Origin of the sequence: Arcobacter denitrificans (SeqCode), assembly GCF_048571185.1 — a bacterium.
Taxonomy (GTDB): domain Bacteria; phylum Campylobacterota; class Campylobacteria; order Campylobacterales; family Arcobacteraceae; genus Arcobacter; species Arcobacter denitrificans.
Genome location: NZ_CP182350.1, coordinates 1,589,772 through 1,607,307 on the forward strand (window position 1 = coordinate 1,589,772; position 17,536 = coordinate 1,607,307).

Consider the following 17,536-nt stretch of genomic DNA (forward strand, 5'->3'; position numbering starts at 1 on the left):
GTATTTTTATTAGTAATATAAACAAAAAACTAGGAAAAAGCTCGTGAAACAGATACTTTGGTTTAGACGTGATTTAAGAATAAGAGATAATAAAATCTTAGAAAAAGCATCCAATGAAGTAATGCCCATATTTATTTTTGATAAAAATATTTTAGAAAAACTAGATATGGATGATAAAAGAGTTACTTTTATTTATGATGCAGTGATAAGTTTAAAAAAATCACTTCAAGCTCTTGGCTTAGATTTATATATCTTTTATGATACTCCTAAAAATGTATTTACAGAACTTAAAAAGTTAGATTTTGATGAAGTATTATGCTCAAGTGACTTTGACTCTTATTCCATAAAAAGAGATAAAGATATATCAAAAATATTACCTTTGAAAAGATATTTGGATTCATTTTTAATTAATCCAAGAAAAAATTTAAAAAAAGATGGAACACCATATAAAGTATTTACCCCTTTTTACAAATCACTCTTTTGGTTAAGTTCTTCATACCAAATAGGAGAGTCTACTACAAACTCCAAATTAAAACTATACAAATACAAAAGTAAAACTCCTACTTTAGAAGAGTTAGGATTTAAAAGTGTTGAATTGCCAGAGTTTTTAAAAAAAACTGCTGAGAATAGATTAGATGACTTTAAAGAAAAAGTTGAAGAGTATGAAAACAATAGAGATATATTTTATAAAGAAGGAACTTCTAATCTAGGAGTTGATTTAAGATTTGGAACTTTATCTGCTCGAATAATTTTTAATGAAATAAGAAAATTAGATAAAAAAAACAGTGAAGTATTTATAAGACAGCTTTTTTGGAGAGAGTTTTATAACTATATTTTGTTTCATTTTCCAAAAAGTGAACAGGAAAATTGGAACGGCATAGAGGTAAAGTGGAATGAAGATGAAGAAGATTTTAAAAGATGGTGCGAGGGTAAAACCGGAGTTGTCTTAATTGATGCAGCTATGAGACACTTTAATAAAACAGGAATGATGCATAATAGACTTAGAATGATAGTTTCATCTTTTTTATCTAAAAACTTACTTATTGATTGGAAAAAAGGTGAGCAATATTTTGCAAAAAAGCTGCTTGACTATGAGGCTAGTTCAAACATAGGTTCATGGCAATGGGCTGCTAGTACAGGGGCAGATAGTGTGCCATATTTTAGGATTTTTAATCCCTATTTACAATCAGTAAAATTTGATAAAGAGGCTATTTTTATAAAAAGTGTAATACCAGAGTTAAAAGAGGTAAATCCAAAACTTATGCATATAGAAGGTGCTTTAAAAGATAAATATCTAAAACCAATGGTAGATATAAAATACTCAAGACAAAGAGCTATAAATGTATTTAAAGAGGCAAAAAATGCAAGAGTATGATTTAGCAATAATTGGCTCAGGAATAGGTGGGTCATTAATAGCAGGACTAAACAAAGATAAAAAGCATATTCTTTTTGAAAAAGATTCAAACCTTGGGGGATGTGCTAGTACTTTTAAAAGATTTGGAAACTATTATAATACAGGTGCAACTACATTTGTGGGTTATGAAGATAATCACATTATAAAAGATATATTTGATAAAATAGGCTATGTTCCTAATATAATCGAATCAAAAATAGCAATAAGAACAATACAAAATAAAAAAATAGTAGATAGAGTAAGAGATTTTGAAGAGTTTTTATCTCAAATGCAAGAGAATTATCCAAATCCAAACAATAGGATTTTTTGGGAAAAGATAAAAAAAATAGATAAAAAATTTTGGCAAATAAAAAACATACATTTTGCAAAATATAGTCTAAAGTCTTACTTGAAATCTTTGCTTACTTTTAAAGATATACTTAAAACATTTGAGATGGATTTATTTAAAAGTGCAGACTCTTTTATAAAAGAGACTTTAGGAGATATTTCACTTGAGTATCAAAGTTTTATAGATGCGCAACTTCTTATTACTGTTCAAAGTAAGGCAAAAGATGTATCTTTATTATCTATGGCCTTAGGTTTATCTTATCCTTTTCATAAAGTATTTTATGTAAATAATGGAATGGGAACAATTATAGAAAATATACTAAAAGAGGTAAATATACATAAAAATGAAGAGATAATTAAAATCAGAAAATTAAAAAATCATTTTTTGATAAAGTCATCTAAAGATGAGTATAAAGCAAAAGATATTGTATTAAATACAACAATTTATGATAGTAAAAATCTTTTTGATGAAAAAATAAAAGCATATTATGAAAAGTTTGATTTTAGTGACCAAAGTGCTTTTACAACTTATCTTACAATAAATAGTAAAAAAGTGTTTTTAGAACATTACCAAATTATATTAAAACAAAATATACCAAACTGTATATCTAACTCTTTTTTTATCTCCTTTTCAAAACTCCAAGATGAAAAGATGAGTCAAAATGGTTACAGTGTAACTATTTCAACTCACTCAAAAGCCTCAACTTGGAAAGCTTTATCAAAAGAAGAGTACAAAAAGCAAAAAGAGCTTACTCAAAAGTTTATATTAGAGCACTTTTTAGATTATTTTGATAATATAAAACAAGAACAAATAATAAAGATATTTTCTGCAACTAGTATGACTTTTCAAAGATTTATAGGAAGACAAAACTGTGGTGGAAAAGCTATAAATGTGAAATCAATCTTGCAAACTCCCTCATGTAAAACACCTTTTAAGGGTCTATATAACGTGGGAGATACAATCTTTGCAGGACAAGGTTGGCCAGGTGTTGCCTTAGGTGCTAGTATATTAAATAAGGAATTAAATGAAGAGTTTTGAGCTACAAATCTCCTATAAAGATTGGTTTTATATTATTATCATAGGGATGTTTTTTGGATTTTTGATTTCATTGATTTTTTATTATATAAATGATGAAATTAGGTATTTTTCAACTATAGTTTTTAGTACTGTTTGTGCTTTCTTTATCTCATTTTTCTCATTTTTCTTTATTACCGTTTCAAATTTTTATATATTGCCAAATACTAAAAAAAAGTATTGGTATCTGATTAGTTTTGTCTTCTCTTTTTTAGCAGGTTGGTGTGGGTTTTCTTTAACTTTCCTTTTGTTTGATAAGTCTTATCCTATTGTGAGCCTTATATTTGGTTATTGGCTTGCTATTAGTATTACTATTGGTCTTTTAACCTTTTTAATTGGATTGATTTTACATCAATTTATTTCTATGAAATATAAAAATGAGTTAGCTCATAGTGAAATCTTACAGACAAAACTAGAAGCCTTGGAAAGTGAGTTAAATCCTCATTTTTTATTTAATGCCTTAAATTCTATATCAGAACTAATCTACCAAGATCAAAAAAAAGCAGAAGAGTCTGTTTTAAAGCTATCAAGATTTTTAAGAAATGCAATCACAAAAAAAGGATTAATCGACCTTAAAAGTGAAATTGATATGTTAAATACATATTTACATATAGAAAATATAAGATTTGATGAAAAAATAGTTTTTAATTTAGAATGTGAAGAAAAATATTATGAGATGCTTTTGCCTAAGTTTTCAATACAACTTCTAGTAGAAAATGCAATAAAACATGGCTTTACAGGTGAAATTTTATACATAGATGTAAAAGTTTATGATAATAAAATAGAAGTGACAAATAGTGGAAAAACAACTTCAGAAGTAATCTTTGGAGTAGGATTAAGTAATTTACAAAAAAGATTGCAAATGTTGAAGATTGGGTATTTGGAAAGTTCTATTGAAGATGACAAAATGAAGTTTACAATTTATAGGAGTGATAAATGAAAGTAATGATAGTAGATGATGAGACACTAGCTCTTAGTAGGCTTACAAGACTTCTCAATGATGAAGGAATTGAAGATATTAAAAGTTTTAGTTCACCTAGTCTTGCTTTAGTAGAAGCTACAAAAACAAAATTTGATGTGATATTTTTAGATATATCCATGCCCCAAATGAGTGGCTTGGAACTTGCAAATACTATTTTAGCCCTCGAGCCAAAGACTTTTATTGTATTTCAAACAGCATATAGTGAATATGCCCTAGATGCTTTTAAAATAGGTGGAATTGATTATTTGATGAAGCCAATAGAGAGTGCTGATATAAAAAGAGTATTAGAAAAAATAAAAAGTTTCAAACAATCAAGCCAAACAAGTGATGAAAAACTTTTAGGAAAAAGAGGAAATAAAATTTATCTAATAAAATTAGATGATATATATTTTATAAAAGCAGATCTTGATGAAGTACTTGTTCGTATAAAAGATGCAGATGTTTATGTTAAAAGAAAAATAGGCGACCTAGAAAAGCTTTTAGATAAAAAGAAATTTTTTAGAATACACCGTTCAATCATTGTAAATGTAGAAAAAATAAAGTCTATGGAAAGTGTAGAACAATCAAAACTAACTATTAGTTTTGAAGATATTGATTCTGTTGTTACAAGTTCAAAAGATGGAGCTAAAGAGTTTAGAGAGTATTTAGATAGAAGAAGCCTTTAAACCTACAAAAAACTACTACTAAAACTTCTATTTTGATGATAAAATTTTCAAAATAGAAGGATTATCATGAAAAAATTACTAACAATTTTACTTTTACCCCTACTGGGATTTGCACAAACTTCAATTTATGATATAAAAGTTAAAACAATAGACAATGAAGAAATCTCATTATCTAAATATAAAAACAGAGTTATGTTAATAGTCAATGTGGCAAGTAAATGTGGCTTTACCTATCAATATGAAGGCTTAGAAAAGCTACATGATAAATACGCTTCAAAGGGCTTAAGTGTATTGGGCTTTCCTTGTAATCAGTTTTTAAATCAAGAACCAGGAACCCAAAAAGAGATAAAAGAGTTTTGTTCACTAACTTACGGTGTAGAGTTTGATATGTTTTCTAAAATAGATGTAAATGGAGATGATGCACATCCTTTATATAAATATTTAAAATCAACAAAATCAGGTCTATTGGGAATGGGTGTTATAAAATGGAATTTTACTAAGTTTTTAGTCAATAAAGATGGAGAAGTAGTAAAAAGATACTCACCTTCAACAAATCCTAGTGAAATTAAAAATGATATAAAAGAGTTATTATGAAAAAGTATGTAAAAACCTCACTTGTCTCTTGTAGTGTTGAAGAGTTGTTTGAATTTCATTTAGATTCAAATAATATAAAAAAAATCACGCCTCAAGATACAAAAGTAGAGTTATTAAATAAAGATTTTGTACCAGAAGAGGGTGAGATTTTAGAGATAAAGACTACAAAGTTTTGTTTACCAATTTTTTGGGCTGTTGAGATAAGCTTGATAAAAAAACCAAATATGTTAGTTGATACCGCACTTAGTTCTCCTTTTGATTTTTGGAGACATTCACACATTTTTACAAAAAAGGGAAATGTGTGTGAACTAAAAGATGTGGTTGAATATGAATTACCCTTTGGAGTTATAGGAAATATTTTTTATAGCCTTATAGAAAAACAGCTTGATAATATGTTTACATATAGACATAAACAGACAAAAATTATATTAGAAAAAAAGGATAAAGCTTGAAAAAAGCCATAGTATTAATGAATATGGGTGGACCAAATAATTTAGATGAAGTAAAAGTTTTTTTGACAAATATGTTCAATGACAAATATATAATAGGTGCTCCCCAGCCAATAAGAGCTATGATTGGATTTTTAATTACAAGTTTAAGAACAAAAGAGTCCCAAAAAAACTATGCCTTACTTGGCGGAGTATCTCCAATAGTTGGACATACAAAAAGACTTGTTAGAAGATTAAATGCTAGTATTGAAGATAGTGATGTTTTTTATTCTATGAGATACACTCCACCTTTCTCAAGCGAAGTTGTACAAGAACTAAAAAATTATGATGAAATCATTGCCTTTCCCATGTATCCACACTACTCTAGTACAACTACAAAGTCTTCAATTGAAGACTTTGAAAAGGCTATAAAAAAAGCAGGAATAAAAGCTAAAGTAAAAACAATACATAGCTACTATGATAATGAAAAGTATAATAAAGCAATAGTAGAGAGAATAAAAGAAAAACTAAATGGAGATGCTTCAGAAGAGTTTGAGCTGGTCTTCTCAGCACATGGGCTTACACAAAAAGTTATTGATAAAGGTGACTCTTATCAAAAACATATTTTAGCAAATGTGGAGTGTGCAAAAAAAGAGTTAGAAAAACAAGGAATAAAGTTCAAAGATATCCACGTAGCTTATCAATCAAGACTTGGACCTATGGAGTGGCTTAGACCTTATATGGATGACAAGTTAAGAGAGCTTGGTGATAAAGTTTTAGTTTATCCCATATCTTTTACAGTGGATAATTCAGAAACAGAGTTTGAACTTGTGATGGAGTATAAAGAAATAGCCAATGAGGCTGGAATAAAAGATTATAGAGTTGCACGTGCTCCAAATCACCATCCATTATTTATGGAAGCATTAAGTGAGCTTTTTGAACAGGCAGTATAAACTACTTATAAAAAAGTTTTATTATACCTGCCAAAAATAATACTAAGGCAAAGCTTTTTAAATCTTTGTCATATAAAAGAATAAAAAAACTAGATAGCACAAGGATTAAAGAGTTTGTGATACCTTTTAGATAACTTTTTAATTCTTTGGTTATATATTCCAATTGGTTATTTGAAATTTCAATTTCAAGATTTCCTTCACTGGCTTTTTTGACTACATTTTTTAAATCTTTTACAAAAAATGGTAAATCTTTTACTTCATCGATAATTGTTTCAGTAATAGTATCTTTTGCACCAAGGGCTTTTGGAAGATTTTTTTGTAATATTGGCAAGATATCTTTTATTCCATTGAAGTTTTCTATGTATGTAGTTCCCAATCCTTCAATAATAGCACTAACTCTTAAGATATAAATAGCATCGCTTGGAAGTTTAAAGGGCATGTTTCTTGTGGTCTCTAAAACTTCAAAGGCAAGTTTTTGCATAGATTCACTGCTTAAGTTCTCATTTGAAAATATATCAAACATATTTGAAGTAAATTCTGCAAGCTCAGAAGTAGGGGCTTCATAAGAGATAGTACCTAACTTTTTGCTGGCATTAATATATAGTTCATAATTTTGTTCATTGGCTGCTTTAATTAACTCAATTATTGCGATTCTTTTATCATTTGGCACAGTTTTGACCATGCCAAAATCAAGTAAAATAAGCTCACCTTTTTTATTTACAAGTAGATTTCCAGGATGTGGGTCTGCATGAAAATATCCATTTATAAGCATTTGAGTAGTATAAAAATCAACCAAGTTGGCAATTATATTTTTGAAATCAATTTTATGCTTGAATATATTTTCTTTATCATCAAATCTAAATCCTTCTTCATAACTCATAACAATAGCATCATCGCTACAATATTCTTCATATGGTTTAGGAAATTTTATATCACTATTCTCATATACATGGGAAAATTTCTTTAGGTTTGATAACTCTTTATTTAGTGAAACTTCTTCTTTGATCATTTTTGAGAATTCTACAATAACAGCTTCTATAGAGTTTTTTGTGTAGTGAGAAAATAGAGGTTTAAATAATAAGTTAAAAAAGTTGATGATTTTTATATCAGCTAAAATTTGATTTTTTATGCCATCTCTTCTTAATTTTACAGCTACTTTTTCGCCGCTATTTAAATATGCAACATGAACTTGTCCAATAGAAGCTGAAGCTATGGCTTTTTTGTCAAAACTTTTAAAAGTAAGATTTTCAAAGGCTTTATTGTAAATCTTTTCATAACTTTTTTCACGCATAGCAGGAATTTGGTCATGAAGGTTTTTTAATTCATCAAGATAATCTTGTGAAAAGAAATCAGACCTAGTAGCTAGTACTTGAGCTAGTTTGATAAAGCTTGCTCCTAAGTTAACAATACTATTTTTCAACCGTTTTGGTTTAAGTGGTTTTAAAAATAAAAAACTCTCTTTTCTTTTTATCACCAAATAAATAGTTAATAAAAAGAAAAATACGTTTAATACTCTTTTTGGTGAATAATTATTTATTTTAAATCCTCTTTTAATTTTTCTAAGTCCTCTTTGGTGGCAAGGCCTAGTTCGTTGATTACTTCTTTTAAAACTTTTTTAATCTCATCTTTTGCTTTTTGTTCCTCATCTTTACCTTTTTTTTCAAGGGATTCTAAAAAGCTTTTTGCATCATCTTTTTTTAATTTCCCTTTTTCTTCTAAGGTTTTAATCTCTTCTTCAACTCTTTCTTTGATGATGGCTGCTGCTCCAAAACCTGTATTTAGTAACTCTTTTAGCATGTAAAATCCTTTTATATTATTATTTAGTAGTTTAAATGAAAAGTATATAGATTGGTAGTAAAAAAATGTTAATTGATAAATTTAAAAATAAAATCTAATAATGTAGTAAAGTTATATTTATGTTAAAAATAATTTGCTCTATTTGGCTAAATGTAACTAAAAATCACATTAGTATATATTTTTAATCTTCAAATAACAGGTGTATTTTAATATAGTATGTAACCTAATTGTAACTATGCTATACTAATGCTATGAAGTAAAGTAAAAAGAGGAATCATGAAGTCATTATCAATCAAAGCAAAACTCTTGCTTATAGTTATAAGTTCAATTATTGTGGTATCAGTTGCGATGCTTGTACAATCTGTAGTTTCGTTGCAAGAGACTTCTGAAACGGTAATTGAAAAGTTTAAACAAAATGCATATGAGACAAAAGAAGAAGAGTTGAAGAATTATGTATCTTTGGCTATTAAGACAATAGAATCATATCATGCAAGAACAGCACCCGAAAAGATAAAAGAAGAGGTTCAAAAGTACCTCAAAGATCAGACGGAATTTGTACTTTCTATTATGGAAGGTGAGTATAAAAAGTATAAAGGGAAAATTTCTGATGCAGAACTAAAAGAGATACTTAAAACTGTTGTTGAAAGTTCTAAGTATGGTGAGAGTGGATACTTTTGGATAAATGATTTTGATGCAACTATTATTATGCATCCAATAAAGCCAGCCTTAAATGGCAAAAATATGTCAGATTATACCGATAAAAATGGGAAAAAGATTTTTGACGAATTTGCAAAAGTTGGAAAAAATTCTGGATCTGGATTTGTAGATTATGTTTGGCCAAAACCAGGTTTTGAAAAACCGCAAGCAAAAGTGTCTTATGTAAAAGTCTTTGAACCATTTAATTGGATTATTGGAACTGGTGAATATGTTGATAATGTAACAGAAAAATTAAAACAAGAAGCATTAGATGCAATTGGAGAGATGAAATATGGTAAAAATGGTTATTATTGGATAAATGATTCTAATGCAAAAATGGTTATGCATCCTATAAATACATCTTTAAATGGTAAGGATTTATCACAAACTAAAGATACAAATGGAAAATTACTATTTTCAGAAATGGCAAAAGTTGCAAATGCAAAAGCAGAAGGTGGATTAGTTAAATATTCTTGGACAAAACCTGGGAAGAAAACTCCTCAGCCAAAGTTCTCTTATGTACAGAAGTTTGAAGCTTGGGATTGGATAGTAGGAACTGGTGTATATGTGGATGATATTGAAGATAAAATTATGCAAATGCATGATGAAACTGAAGCACAAATTGAATCAGTAATTATAAGAAACTGTATAATTATTTTTATAATAATGATTGTATTAGCTTTACTTATGGGATATTTATCAAATAAAACTATATTTAATCCTTTAAATAAATTCCAAGATGGATTGCTTGGTTTCTTTAAATATTTAAATAAAGAGCAAGCAGATGTAGATAACTTAGATGATACAGCCAATGACGAAATAGGAACTATGGCAAAAATCATAAATCAAAATCTAGTTAAAACAAAATCTTTAATTAAACAAGATGATGATTTAATCCAAGATGTTACACGAGTTGTTGAAGAGATAGAAAAAGGGTATTTACATAACAGAGTTGAAAAAAGAACTGATAATGAGTCTTTACAAAAACTTCAAAACAAACTAAATGAGATGTTAGATAACTTAGAGGTAAATATTGGTAAAGATACAAATATTATTTTAGATATTTTATCAAAATATGGACAGTTAGACTTTAGAGATAGTATAAAAGATGCAAATGGAAAAGTTGAAATTGCAATAAATGACTTGGCAAAAATCATTAATGATATGCTTAGTGAAAATAAACAAAATGGTTTAACTTTAGATGCAAGTTCTGATATTTTACTTAAAAATGTAGATATATTAAATAGAAACTCAACATCAACTGCAGCTTCTTTAGAAGAAACAGCTGCTGCATTAGAAGAGATTACCTCTGCAATTGTTAGTAATACTAATAGTATATCAACTATGGCTACTTATTCTGAAGAGTTAGTTCAGTCAATTAATACAGGTAAATCACTTGCAGAATCTACTGTTACTGCAATGGATGAGATTAATGACCAAACAGAAGCAATTGCTGATGCTATTGTTTTAATTGATCAAATTGCCTTCCAAACTAATATTCTTTCACTAAATGCAGCAGTTGAAGCAGCAACTGCAGGTGAAGCTGGAAAAGGTTTTGCTGTTGTTGCTCAAGAGGTTAGAAATTTAGCCTCAAGATCTGCAGATGCTGCAAAAGAGATAAAAGCCTTAGTTGAAAATGCTACACAGAAAACTAATGCAGGTAAAGAGGGTACTGACAAGATGATTAAAGGTTATGAAGCCTTAAATGAAAGTATCAATAAAACGACAGAAACTATTCAAACAATTGCAGAATCATCAAAAGAACAAAGAGCAGGGATTGAGCAAATCAATGATGCTGTAAATAAATTAGACCAACAAACGCAAGAGAATGTTGCTATTTCTAATACAACTCATTCAATTGCTGTTGAAACAGATGAAATAGCTAAACTAATAGTATCTTCTGCAGATGAAAAAGACTTTAGAGGTAAAGATACTTTAAAAGCAAAAGTTACAGATTATGATGTAGCAAGTGGGACAAAAAATGTAGAAAAATTTGAAGTTAAGAAGCTATCAAAGAGAAATGAAAGTGTCCCAGAAAAAAAAGAGGCAAGTGCTACTCCACTTGAAGCTCCTGTAAAAGCTCAAGAAATTAAAAGTAATTCTAAATCAAATGATGATGAATGGGAAAGCTTTTAATAAAATAAAAGAGATATAAACTAAAAGTTTATATCTCTTCAGATATTATTGAAGCTATTTTTTTAGATAGTCCAAAATGTTGAAGTAATTTAAAATCTATATCAGGATAAGTGTTTTTTAGATTAACAACAATATTAGGTATGTCAATACTCACATGTTTACCTGAGTTTAGAAAAAATGGATAAAAAGTTATACTTTTGATGTTTTGTGTTGCTAGTTTTTTCACTATTTCTTCAATTGAAGGTTCAACAAATTCTAAAAAAGAACTCTCTATCTTTTCATACTTTTTTGAATTTAACTCTCTTATTTCATCAATCAAATCCCTAAACTCTTGATTTGACTTCTCTTTCTTACTACCATGTGCTATTAGAACTAAAGCTTTCATTATTAACCTTAATATGTATTTTTATTATTGAAATGTTTTTTTCTTAAACTCTTTTATAATATCAACTTCTCTTTGATAAATATATTTTTCTAAAACTTTTTTATCTGCCAAATTTAACTCAAATCCCATTACTAGTTTTGTAAAATTGTTAGTTTTTTCTATTTTTAGAACACTTGCTTTTGTATCGATTCTCTCTTTATGTGTAACTGTATTGTGGTATGCAGTTGTATAAAAAGTATTAAATCCTAATGACAGGTTAACCTTATCTTCTAGTTTTATTTTTTCATCAAATTGTTTTATTTTAAAAGAGATAGCTTTTGTGGATAAAGAATTTGTATTAAAATTATACCTTTCATTCTGATGAAAGATTGTGGCAACAAACTCTTTTTCTGGCATTATTCTTAACGCTTCTCTATTTCTAGGAGAGCGCTCAAGTTTTTCTAAATCAGTAAAAATTAACTCATTTGTTGATAGATCATAATCTTTTAATTTAACATTTATAATAGCTTTATCAGTTTCAATTGTAGTACTTTTTTCTTCTAATATAGCTTTTGTTTGTACATTTTGTGTTTGTATTTTAATACTATTATTTTCTATTGAAGTAATAATTCCATCATGTATAAGAGGTAAGCCTTTATAGTGATTTACTAATGTTATAGGTGCCTTACTATTTTTTATTATGTCTAAGTCTTTTAATAGCTCATTATCAAACTCTTTCTCAACACAATCACTCATAGAAACAACTTTTAATAATGTAGTTATTAATTGTTGAAAATTAACAGGTTTTTGAATAAAATCACATACTCCCATTCTTAAAAATTTCATTACATTCTCAGAGTGTCCATATGCAGAAAAAACTATTATTTTAGATTTAGAGTCAAGTTTATTAAGACTTTCTATTAGTTCAGCTCCATCCATATTTGGCATTTGTATATCTGTTAGGATAATATCTGCTTGGAACTCTTTATATATATCTAACGCTTCAACTCCATCGTTTGCAATGAATACTTTTTTAAATAGTTTTTCTAAAAATAGTTTCATCTGTTTTTGGATAGTTAAACTATCTTCAACAATAAGCACAGATAAATCTTTTGCAGACTCTTTTAATTGAATTAAATCTGACATCTACATATCCTTTATAGAAAATCGTATTTCAAAACACGCACCATCTTCTGTGTTTGATACAAGTAGTTTTCCATTTAAATGTTTTTCTATAATTGTTTTTGACATATATAATCCCAATCCTGTTCCTACTTGCTCTTTTGTAGTAAAGTATGGATCAAAAATATTATCAATGTTTTTGATATCAATACCACCTGCATTATCACTTACTTGTATTATTATATGGTCATCTTTTATAAACTCATTGATTTTGATAACTCTATTATCTTCTCTTTTTTCAACTAAAACTTCTTTGGCATTTTTAATAATATTTATAAAAACTTGTAAAAGTTCTTGGGTGTAAGTATAGACTTGTGTTTCTGACTTATAGTTTTGAATAACTTCAATATCACTATTTTCTAACATCTTACCCATTACTTTAAATGTTTCAGCAAAGATAGATTCAACTGTTACTAAATCTTTTTGTTTATTTGGTTTAAAAAAGTTTTTAAAATCATCAATTGTTTGAGATAAATACTCCGTTTGAGAGATGATTTCATCTAAGTTTTCTTTTAAAGAATCGCTATTAAGAATATCAAGTTCAATATCGGCCATTATGTTATTTGCTCCCATTGCAACAACTGCAATTGGTTGTCTCCATTGATGAGCTATCATACTAATCATTTCACCCATGGCAGCATGTCTAGATTGGGCAATCATGAGTTCTTCTTTGTCTTGTAACTCTTGTTTTAAAAATACCTCTTTAGTTATCTCTTGTTTTATTGCAAGATACTTAATTATTTCACCCTCTTTATTTGAAAAAATTGGTGAGATAAATGCCAATTCCCAAAACTCTTCTCCATCTTTATTTATATCTTTTAATGTTCCACTCCAAGTTTTACCACTTGAAATTGTTTCCCAAAGTTTTTCATACTCTTCTATTTTTATAAAATCAGATTTGAAAATTCTTGATTTTTGTTTTAATGCTTCTTCATAAGTATAACCTGTAGTTTTTGTAAAACATGGATTAACATACTCAATCACCCCATTTTTATCTGTAAGTATAAATGATATTGGAGCATGTTCTATGGCAACTCTTAGTATTTTTAGTTCTTCTTGGATTAGATTTATATTTGTAACGTCTTGTATAGTTCCTATTGTTTTAACAACTTTTTCATCAATAACTTCATGTTCAATGTTACAGTTGATGTACCTTATTTCATCGTCATTTGATTTTTTAAAACGATATTCTATATTGTATGGAGTTTTAGTATTTACATTTTGGGTAAGTTTATTAGATACTAATTCTCTATCATCTTCATAAACAAAGGTTTTAAATAACTCTTTCATACCAAATGGTGCATCTTTTTCAAGTCCAAATATTCTTCTAATATTGTCTGATACTGTTAATTCCATACTCTTTATATCTAAACTCCAATGGGCAAGATGAGCCATTTTTTCTGCATTCATTAAGCTTTCTTGTGAGTTGTTTAATGATATTTCTAACTCTTTTTGTTCTGTAATATCAGAATGAAAACCAAGCATTCTTTTAGGATTTCCATTTTTATCATAAAATGTTTTACCTCTATCTAATATCCAAACCCAATGACCATCTTTATGTTTTAATCTGTGGATATTTTCGTATCGATTAGTTATTCCTTTATGATTATTTGTGATATCTAGCTGGGCTTTTTCTAAATCTTCTGGATTAACTAACTTTTCCCAAGTTTCAAGAGCATTTTCTAATTCATCAACTTCATACCCAAGCATTGCTTTCCATCGTTTTGAAAAATATACTTCATTTGTAACTAGATCCCAATCCCATAATCCATCATTTGAACCTTCAATTGCTAACTTATACCTTTGGGATAATTCTTTTTGCTTTTCTGCCATTTGGTTAATAAGCTCTTGCCTACTATAAATACTATTTATAAACCATATTAAAATTAATAGGAAAAAAATAGAAATTATTACTAAAATTAGTTTTGTTATATATGTTTTTTCTTTTATTGATTCGTAAAAGATTTTATAATCTTTTGTTGGAACAGTGATTCTAATACCACCAATATAGTCACCTATTTTATAATTTTGAACATAGTGACACTCCATACAACTGGGCTTTACTTTTAAGGCACCTACATAATTAAATCTTTTTAAATTTTCACTAAATTCAAAATACTCTTTAGAGTGCTCTTTTTCGAGTTTTTTAAGGGCATTTTTTTCAAATTTGTCAGGGCTATTTTCTGGATTTATAGGTTTTAAACTAGTTAATTTATAATAGTAATCTCCATAGTTATTTGATATTTCAGAGATTTGTTTAGTCATCCAAGCATGGTTTATCTTTATTAATTTTTTATTGTCTTTTGTAAAAATATGATTATTTACTAAGTATTTATTTGGTTTTAATGTATCACTATCAACATACACTCCATTGAACTGGGCATTCCACTCTCTTGTGTAAATTGTATCTTTAAATTGCGCTCTTGCTTCATTTAGAATCATTTTGTTTGAAATATCTATTTGTGATTTTGTACTCATATCAATAAACCGAAAAGCTATTATATTTGCTAATATAACGGAAAAAATTGTAAGTAGTACTGCTTTAGTTTTGCTCATATGTATTAACCTTATAATTTTGATATCTATTATAGTACATATTTTATTTAAGTTATTTAAACCATTGAAATGATAGGAATAATTTGCTATAATCTCATCTTTAATATGCTTCCTTAGCTCAGCTGGATAGAGCAACGCCCTTCTAAGGCGTAGGTCATACGTTCGAATCGTATAGGGAGTACCACTTTATATAAAAATTCCCAAATTTTAAAAATATGTTGTTATTGAATTTGATTAAATGTAGTATAAACTAGTGGTGGCGCGGGGCAGAATCGAACTGCCGACACAAGGATTTTCAGTCCTTTGCTCTACCGACTGAGCTACCGAGCCACTAGTGGTGGTGAGGGAAGGATTTGAACCTTCGAAGCCGTAGGCGGCGGATTTACAATCCGCAGGATTTGACCACTCTCCAACCTCACCGTTTGTTTGAAGAGTGCAATAATATTCAAACAAAGTTTAAAGTTGTATGAATTTATACACAAAAGTCATAAAAATTTTGTATATTTTTGCCATTGTTCTAAAAAAGCATCTCTTTTTAAAATAATTGCACCTAAATCAAGTTTATATTGCAAACAAGCATGACCCAAATTCCAGAATTTGTAATTTTTATGTTGAAGGTATTTACCTAAAAGTACTAATTGTAATTTGCCATAATTATTATACTTTTTTGATCTAATAGAAAAGCCTGTTAAGCTTGTATAAACACTACCTATTGTATAACCAATCTCTGCTGCAATTAGTGTTGAATAGTCTTTACTATATATTTCAAAACTTAATAGTTCAAAATTATCTTGTTTATTTGAATAAATATCTAATAGCATCTCTTTATACTCTTTATTAATCCAAGAATCTTTGTGAAAATTATCTATGCTTTCAAGGACAAGATTGAGATTTTTATTTTTTACAAAAATAAAATCATCTTTTTGGATAAGCTTTTTTACTTTTTTACTTATGTGAAGATTTTCAAAATATAAAACTGCATAGTCAAACTGGATTTCAGGTAGTAAGTATGTTTTTTTATTAGCTAGTGTTGCTGTTGTGCTTATAAAGCCTGCTTTTGCAAGTTTTATATACATTGTGGGAGAAAAGTATTCATATGCATAATAGTTCTCTTGCATATTTGGATATATGTGCTCTTCTAATATTTTTGGATTAGATATTATTTCTTCATCTATTAAATAAATAATAAAATCCTCTAAGAAAGAAAATAGTAATTTGTGAAAGTGATAGCATTAGCTAAGACTTCTTAGCTAAGAAGTCTTAATACTGCTTGTTGATTTATGTTATTAGCTTGAGCTTGTCCAAAAGAACCAATTTGAGCTAAAATATTTTGTTTTGAGAAGCTAGATACTTCTTTTGCAAAATCAACATTTGAAATAGTTGAAAGTGCTGAACTATTGTTTACAACTTGTGAAGACAAAGATGTATATGAAGACTCTAATTGTTGAGCAGTAGAACCTATCTCACTTCTAATATCTTGTAATTGGTTAGATGCATTATCAATAGTATCTAAAAAGGCTCTTGCATCATCTGATGAAAAGCTACCATCTTTTAAAAATTGTTCTAATCCTAAACCTTGAGTATTAGATTGAAGTGAATTTAGAGTTGTTGAGTCACCTGAATCTGTCCCAATTTGTACATCAAAAGGATTACTTCCACTTTGGTCTTCACGACCATTTTGTAAAATAGATTCATTTCCATAACTTGTATTTGAAGCGATATTATCAAATTGTTCTAAAAGTTTATCTATCTCATTTTTAATAATATTTCTTTGATCATCACTTGTTGTATCAGTTGATGCTTCTAAAGTTTTTTCTCTAATAGTGTTTAGAATATCTGATTGTTCTTTAAGGGCACCATCTCCTATTTGTAGATAAGATAAGGCACTATTAATATTTTCAACACCTTGAGTTAAACCACTTTGTTCATATTTCAGTGATTCAGAAATAGCTAAAAGTGCTGGATCTTCAGCAGCTTTTGTTATACTCTCATTTTGTGCAATCCGTTCTAGAGGATTGGTATTCCTAACTCCCTGAAGCTCTTCTGGTATATATAAATAATTGCTGTAATCATTACCTATAGTCATGGAGGCTCCTTTCATTGAGATTTTATTTTATTTTACAATTTATAATATTAAACTAACTTTAAGTAATGTTATTAGTTTTGCTAAGATTTAATTGAGTTGTTGTTAACTTTTTGTTAACTATTCATTGTTTCATAGTTAACCCATATATACTATAATTTTTTTATAAGTAAATAGAATGCGAACTATTTAAGAATACTTGTTTATTAAAATTAAAGTCTCCTAGAAAAATTTAAATCAGAGAAAAAAGGCACTATCAAGGGTTAGGTGCCTTTTTTTATGTC

General features: G+C 28.1%; 15 protein-coding genes and 3 tRNA genes. 9 read left to right on the top strand and 9 right to left on the bottom strand.

The features are described 5' to 3' along the window. Positions 1–43 precede the first annotated feature (43 nt). The 7 genes from ACNI28_RS08010 (at position 44) to hemH (ending at position 6,438) form a co-directional block, all read left to right on the top strand. A complete protein-coding gene (locus ACNI28_RS08010; RefSeq protein WP_419763742.1) occupies positions 44–1,375 on the top strand; it encodes a cryptochrome/photolyase family protein in 1,332 nt (443 codons plus the stop codon). Continuing rightward, positions 1,362–2,780: a phytoene desaturase family protein gene (locus ACNI28_RS08015; protein ID WP_419763743.1), complete on the top strand. Its 1,419-nt coding sequence runs from the start codon at positions 1,362–1,364 to the stop codon at positions 2,778–2,780. Before ACNI28_RS08010 ends, ACNI28_RS08015 begins: the two co-directional genes overlap by 14 nt. After that, a complete protein-coding gene (locus ACNI28_RS08020) occupies positions 2,767–3,756 on the top strand; it encodes a sensor histidine kinase (RefSeq protein ID WP_419763744.1) in 990 nt (329 codons plus the stop codon). Before ACNI28_RS08015 ends, ACNI28_RS08020 begins: the two co-directional genes overlap by 14 nt. Beyond that, the gene (locus tag ACNI28_RS08025; RefSeq protein WP_419763745.1) at positions 3,753–4,463 is read left to right on the top strand and encodes a LytR/AlgR family response regulator transcription factor; all 711 of its coding nucleotides are present in this window, start codon (positions 3,753–3,755) and stop codon (positions 4,461–4,463) included. Before ACNI28_RS08020 ends, ACNI28_RS08025 begins: the two co-directional genes overlap by 4 nt. A gap of 66 nt (positions 4,464–4,529) precedes the next feature. Further along, the gene (locus ACNI28_RS08030) at positions 4,530–5,057 is read left to right on the top strand and encodes a glutathione peroxidase (protein ID WP_419763746.1); all 528 of its coding nucleotides are present in this window, start codon (positions 4,530–4,532) and stop codon (positions 5,055–5,057) included. Beyond that, positions 5,054–5,509: an SRPBCC family protein gene (locus ACNI28_RS08035; RefSeq protein ID WP_419763747.1), complete on the top strand. Its 456-nt coding sequence runs from the start codon at positions 5,054–5,056 to the stop codon at positions 5,507–5,509. The genes ACNI28_RS08030 and ACNI28_RS08035 overlap by 4 nt, the downstream gene beginning before the upstream one ends. Then, the gene (hemH, locus tag ACNI28_RS08040; RefSeq protein ID WP_419763748.1) at positions 5,506–6,438 is read left to right on the top strand and encodes a ferrochelatase; all 933 of its coding nucleotides are present in this window, start codon (positions 5,506–5,508) and stop codon (positions 6,436–6,438) included. Before ACNI28_RS08035 ends, hemH begins: the two co-directional genes overlap by 4 nt. 1 nt (position 6,439) lies before the next feature. On the opposite strand, the gene ACNI28_RS08045 is transcribed toward hemH, so the two are convergent. Next, positions 6,440–7,975: an ABC1 kinase family protein gene (locus ACNI28_RS08045; RefSeq protein WP_419766456.1), complete on the bottom strand. Its 1,536-nt coding sequence runs from the start codon at positions 7,973–7,975 to the stop codon at positions 6,440–6,442. Next, complete coding sequence (locus ACNI28_RS08050; protein ID WP_419763749.1) at positions 7,972–8,235, bottom strand: hypothetical protein; 264 nt, start codon at positions 8,233–8,235, stop codon at positions 7,972–7,974. The genes ACNI28_RS08045 and ACNI28_RS08050 overlap by 4 nt, the downstream gene beginning before the upstream one ends. 276 nt (positions 8,236–8,511) lie before the next feature. On the opposite strand from ACNI28_RS08050, the gene ACNI28_RS08055 reads away from it, so the two are divergent. Continuing rightward, positions 8,512–11,067: a methyl-accepting chemotaxis protein gene (locus ACNI28_RS08055; protein WP_419763750.1), complete on the top strand. Its 2,556-nt coding sequence runs from the start codon at positions 8,512–8,514 to the stop codon at positions 11,065–11,067. Positions 11,068–11,095: 28 nt separating this feature from the next. Here the strand turns inward: ACNI28_RS08055 and ACNI28_RS08060 are convergent, their stop codons facing one another. The 3 genes from ACNI28_RS08060 to ACNI28_RS08070 are packed head-to-tail and all read right to left on the bottom strand — an operon-like array spanning position 11,096 to position 15,169. Beyond that, a complete protein-coding gene (locus tag ACNI28_RS08060; RefSeq protein WP_419763751.1) occupies positions 11,096–11,452 on the bottom strand; it encodes a sirohydrochlorin chelatase in 357 nt (118 codons plus the stop codon). Positions 11,453–11,476: 24 nt separating this feature from the next. Next, positions 11,477–12,577 carry a response regulator gene (locus ACNI28_RS08065; RefSeq protein ID WP_419763752.1) on the bottom strand — a complete coding sequence of 367 codons (1,101 nt, stop codon included), beginning with the start codon at positions 12,575–12,577 and terminating at the stop codon, positions 11,477–11,479. Next, on the bottom strand, positions 12,578–15,169 hold the full coding sequence (locus ACNI28_RS08070) for a PAS domain-containing protein (protein WP_419763753.1): 2,592 nt from the start codon (positions 15,167–15,169) through the stop codon (positions 12,578–12,580). 107 nt (positions 15,170–15,276) lie between these two features. Between ACNI28_RS08070 and ACNI28_RS08075 the strand changes: the two genes are divergently transcribed. Continuing rightward, positions 15,277–15,353: transfer RNA gene (locus ACNI28_RS08075), tRNA-Arg, on the top strand. Positions 15,354–15,423: 70 nt separating this feature from the next. Here ACNI28_RS08075 and ACNI28_RS08080 read toward each other — a convergent pair. The 4 genes from ACNI28_RS08080 to ACNI28_RS08095 form a co-directional block, all read right to left on the bottom strand. Further along, positions 15,424–15,499: transfer RNA gene (locus ACNI28_RS08080), tRNA-Phe, on the bottom strand. A 5-nt stretch (positions 15,500–15,504) separates the two neighbouring features. Continuing rightward, a tRNA-Tyr gene (locus tag ACNI28_RS08085) sits at positions 15,505–15,589 on the bottom strand. 65 nt (positions 15,590–15,654) lie between these two features. Beyond that, positions 15,655–16,287, bottom strand: a complete 633-nt coding sequence (locus ACNI28_RS08090; protein ID WP_419763754.1) for a hypothetical protein — start codon at positions 16,285–16,287, stop codon at positions 15,655–15,657. A 128-nt stretch (positions 16,288–16,415) separates the two neighbouring features. Further along, positions 16,416–17,255: a flagellin gene (locus tag ACNI28_RS08095; RefSeq protein WP_419763755.1), complete on the bottom strand. Its 840-nt coding sequence runs from the start codon at positions 17,253–17,255 to the stop codon at positions 16,416–16,418. Between the last annotated feature and the right edge of the window lie 281 nt (positions 17,256–17,536).

What these genes read in the sequence shown, in the direction of transcription:
- ACNI28_RS08025 (WP_419763745.1), top strand. Translation starts at nt 3,753, where the DNA reads ATGAAAGTAATGATAGTAGATGATGAGACACTAGCTCTTAGTAGGCTT.
- ACNI28_RS08060 (WP_419763751.1), bottom strand. Translation starts at nt 11,452, where the DNA reads ATGAAAGCTTTAGTTCTAATAGCACATGGTAGTAAGAAAGAGAAGTCA.
- ACNI28_RS08055 (WP_419763750.1), top strand. Translation starts at nt 8,512, where the DNA reads ATGAAGTCATTATCAATCAAAGCAAAACTCTTGCTTATAGTTATAAGT.
- ACNI28_RS08035 (WP_419763747.1), top strand. Translation starts at nt 5,054, where the DNA reads ATGAAAAAGTATGTAAAAACCTCACTTGTCTCTTGTAGTGTTGAAGAG.
- ACNI28_RS08015 (WP_419763743.1), top strand. Translation starts at nt 1,362, where the DNA reads ATGCAAGAGTATGATTTAGCAATAATTGGCTCAGGAATAGGTGGGTCA.
- ACNI28_RS08065 (WP_419763752.1), bottom strand. Translation starts at nt 12,577, where the DNA reads ATGTCAGATTTAATTCAATTAAAAGAGTCTGCAAAAGATTTATCTGTG.
- ACNI28_RS08090 (WP_419763754.1), bottom strand. Translation starts at nt 16,287, where the DNA reads ATGCAAGAGAACTATTATGCATATGAATACTTTTCTCCCACAATGTAT.
- ACNI28_RS08095 (WP_419763755.1), bottom strand. Translation starts at nt 17,255, where the DNA reads ATGACTATAGGTAATGATTACAGCAATTATTTATATATACCAGAAGAG.
- ACNI28_RS08020 (WP_419763744.1), top strand. Translation starts at nt 2,767, where the DNA reads ATGAAGAGTTTTGAGCTACAAATCTCCTATAAAGATTGGTTTTATATT.
- ACNI28_RS08030 (WP_419763746.1), top strand. Translation starts at nt 4,530, where the DNA reads ATGAAAAAATTACTAACAATTTTACTTTTACCCCTACTGGGATTTGCA.
- ACNI28_RS08070 (WP_419763753.1), bottom strand. Translation starts at nt 15,169, where the DNA reads ATGAGCAAAACTAAAGCAGTACTACTTACAATTTTTTCCGTTATATTA.
- ACNI28_RS08050 (WP_419763749.1), bottom strand. Translation starts at nt 8,235, where the DNA reads ATGCTAAAAGAGTTACTAAATACAGGTTTTGGAGCAGCAGCCATCATC.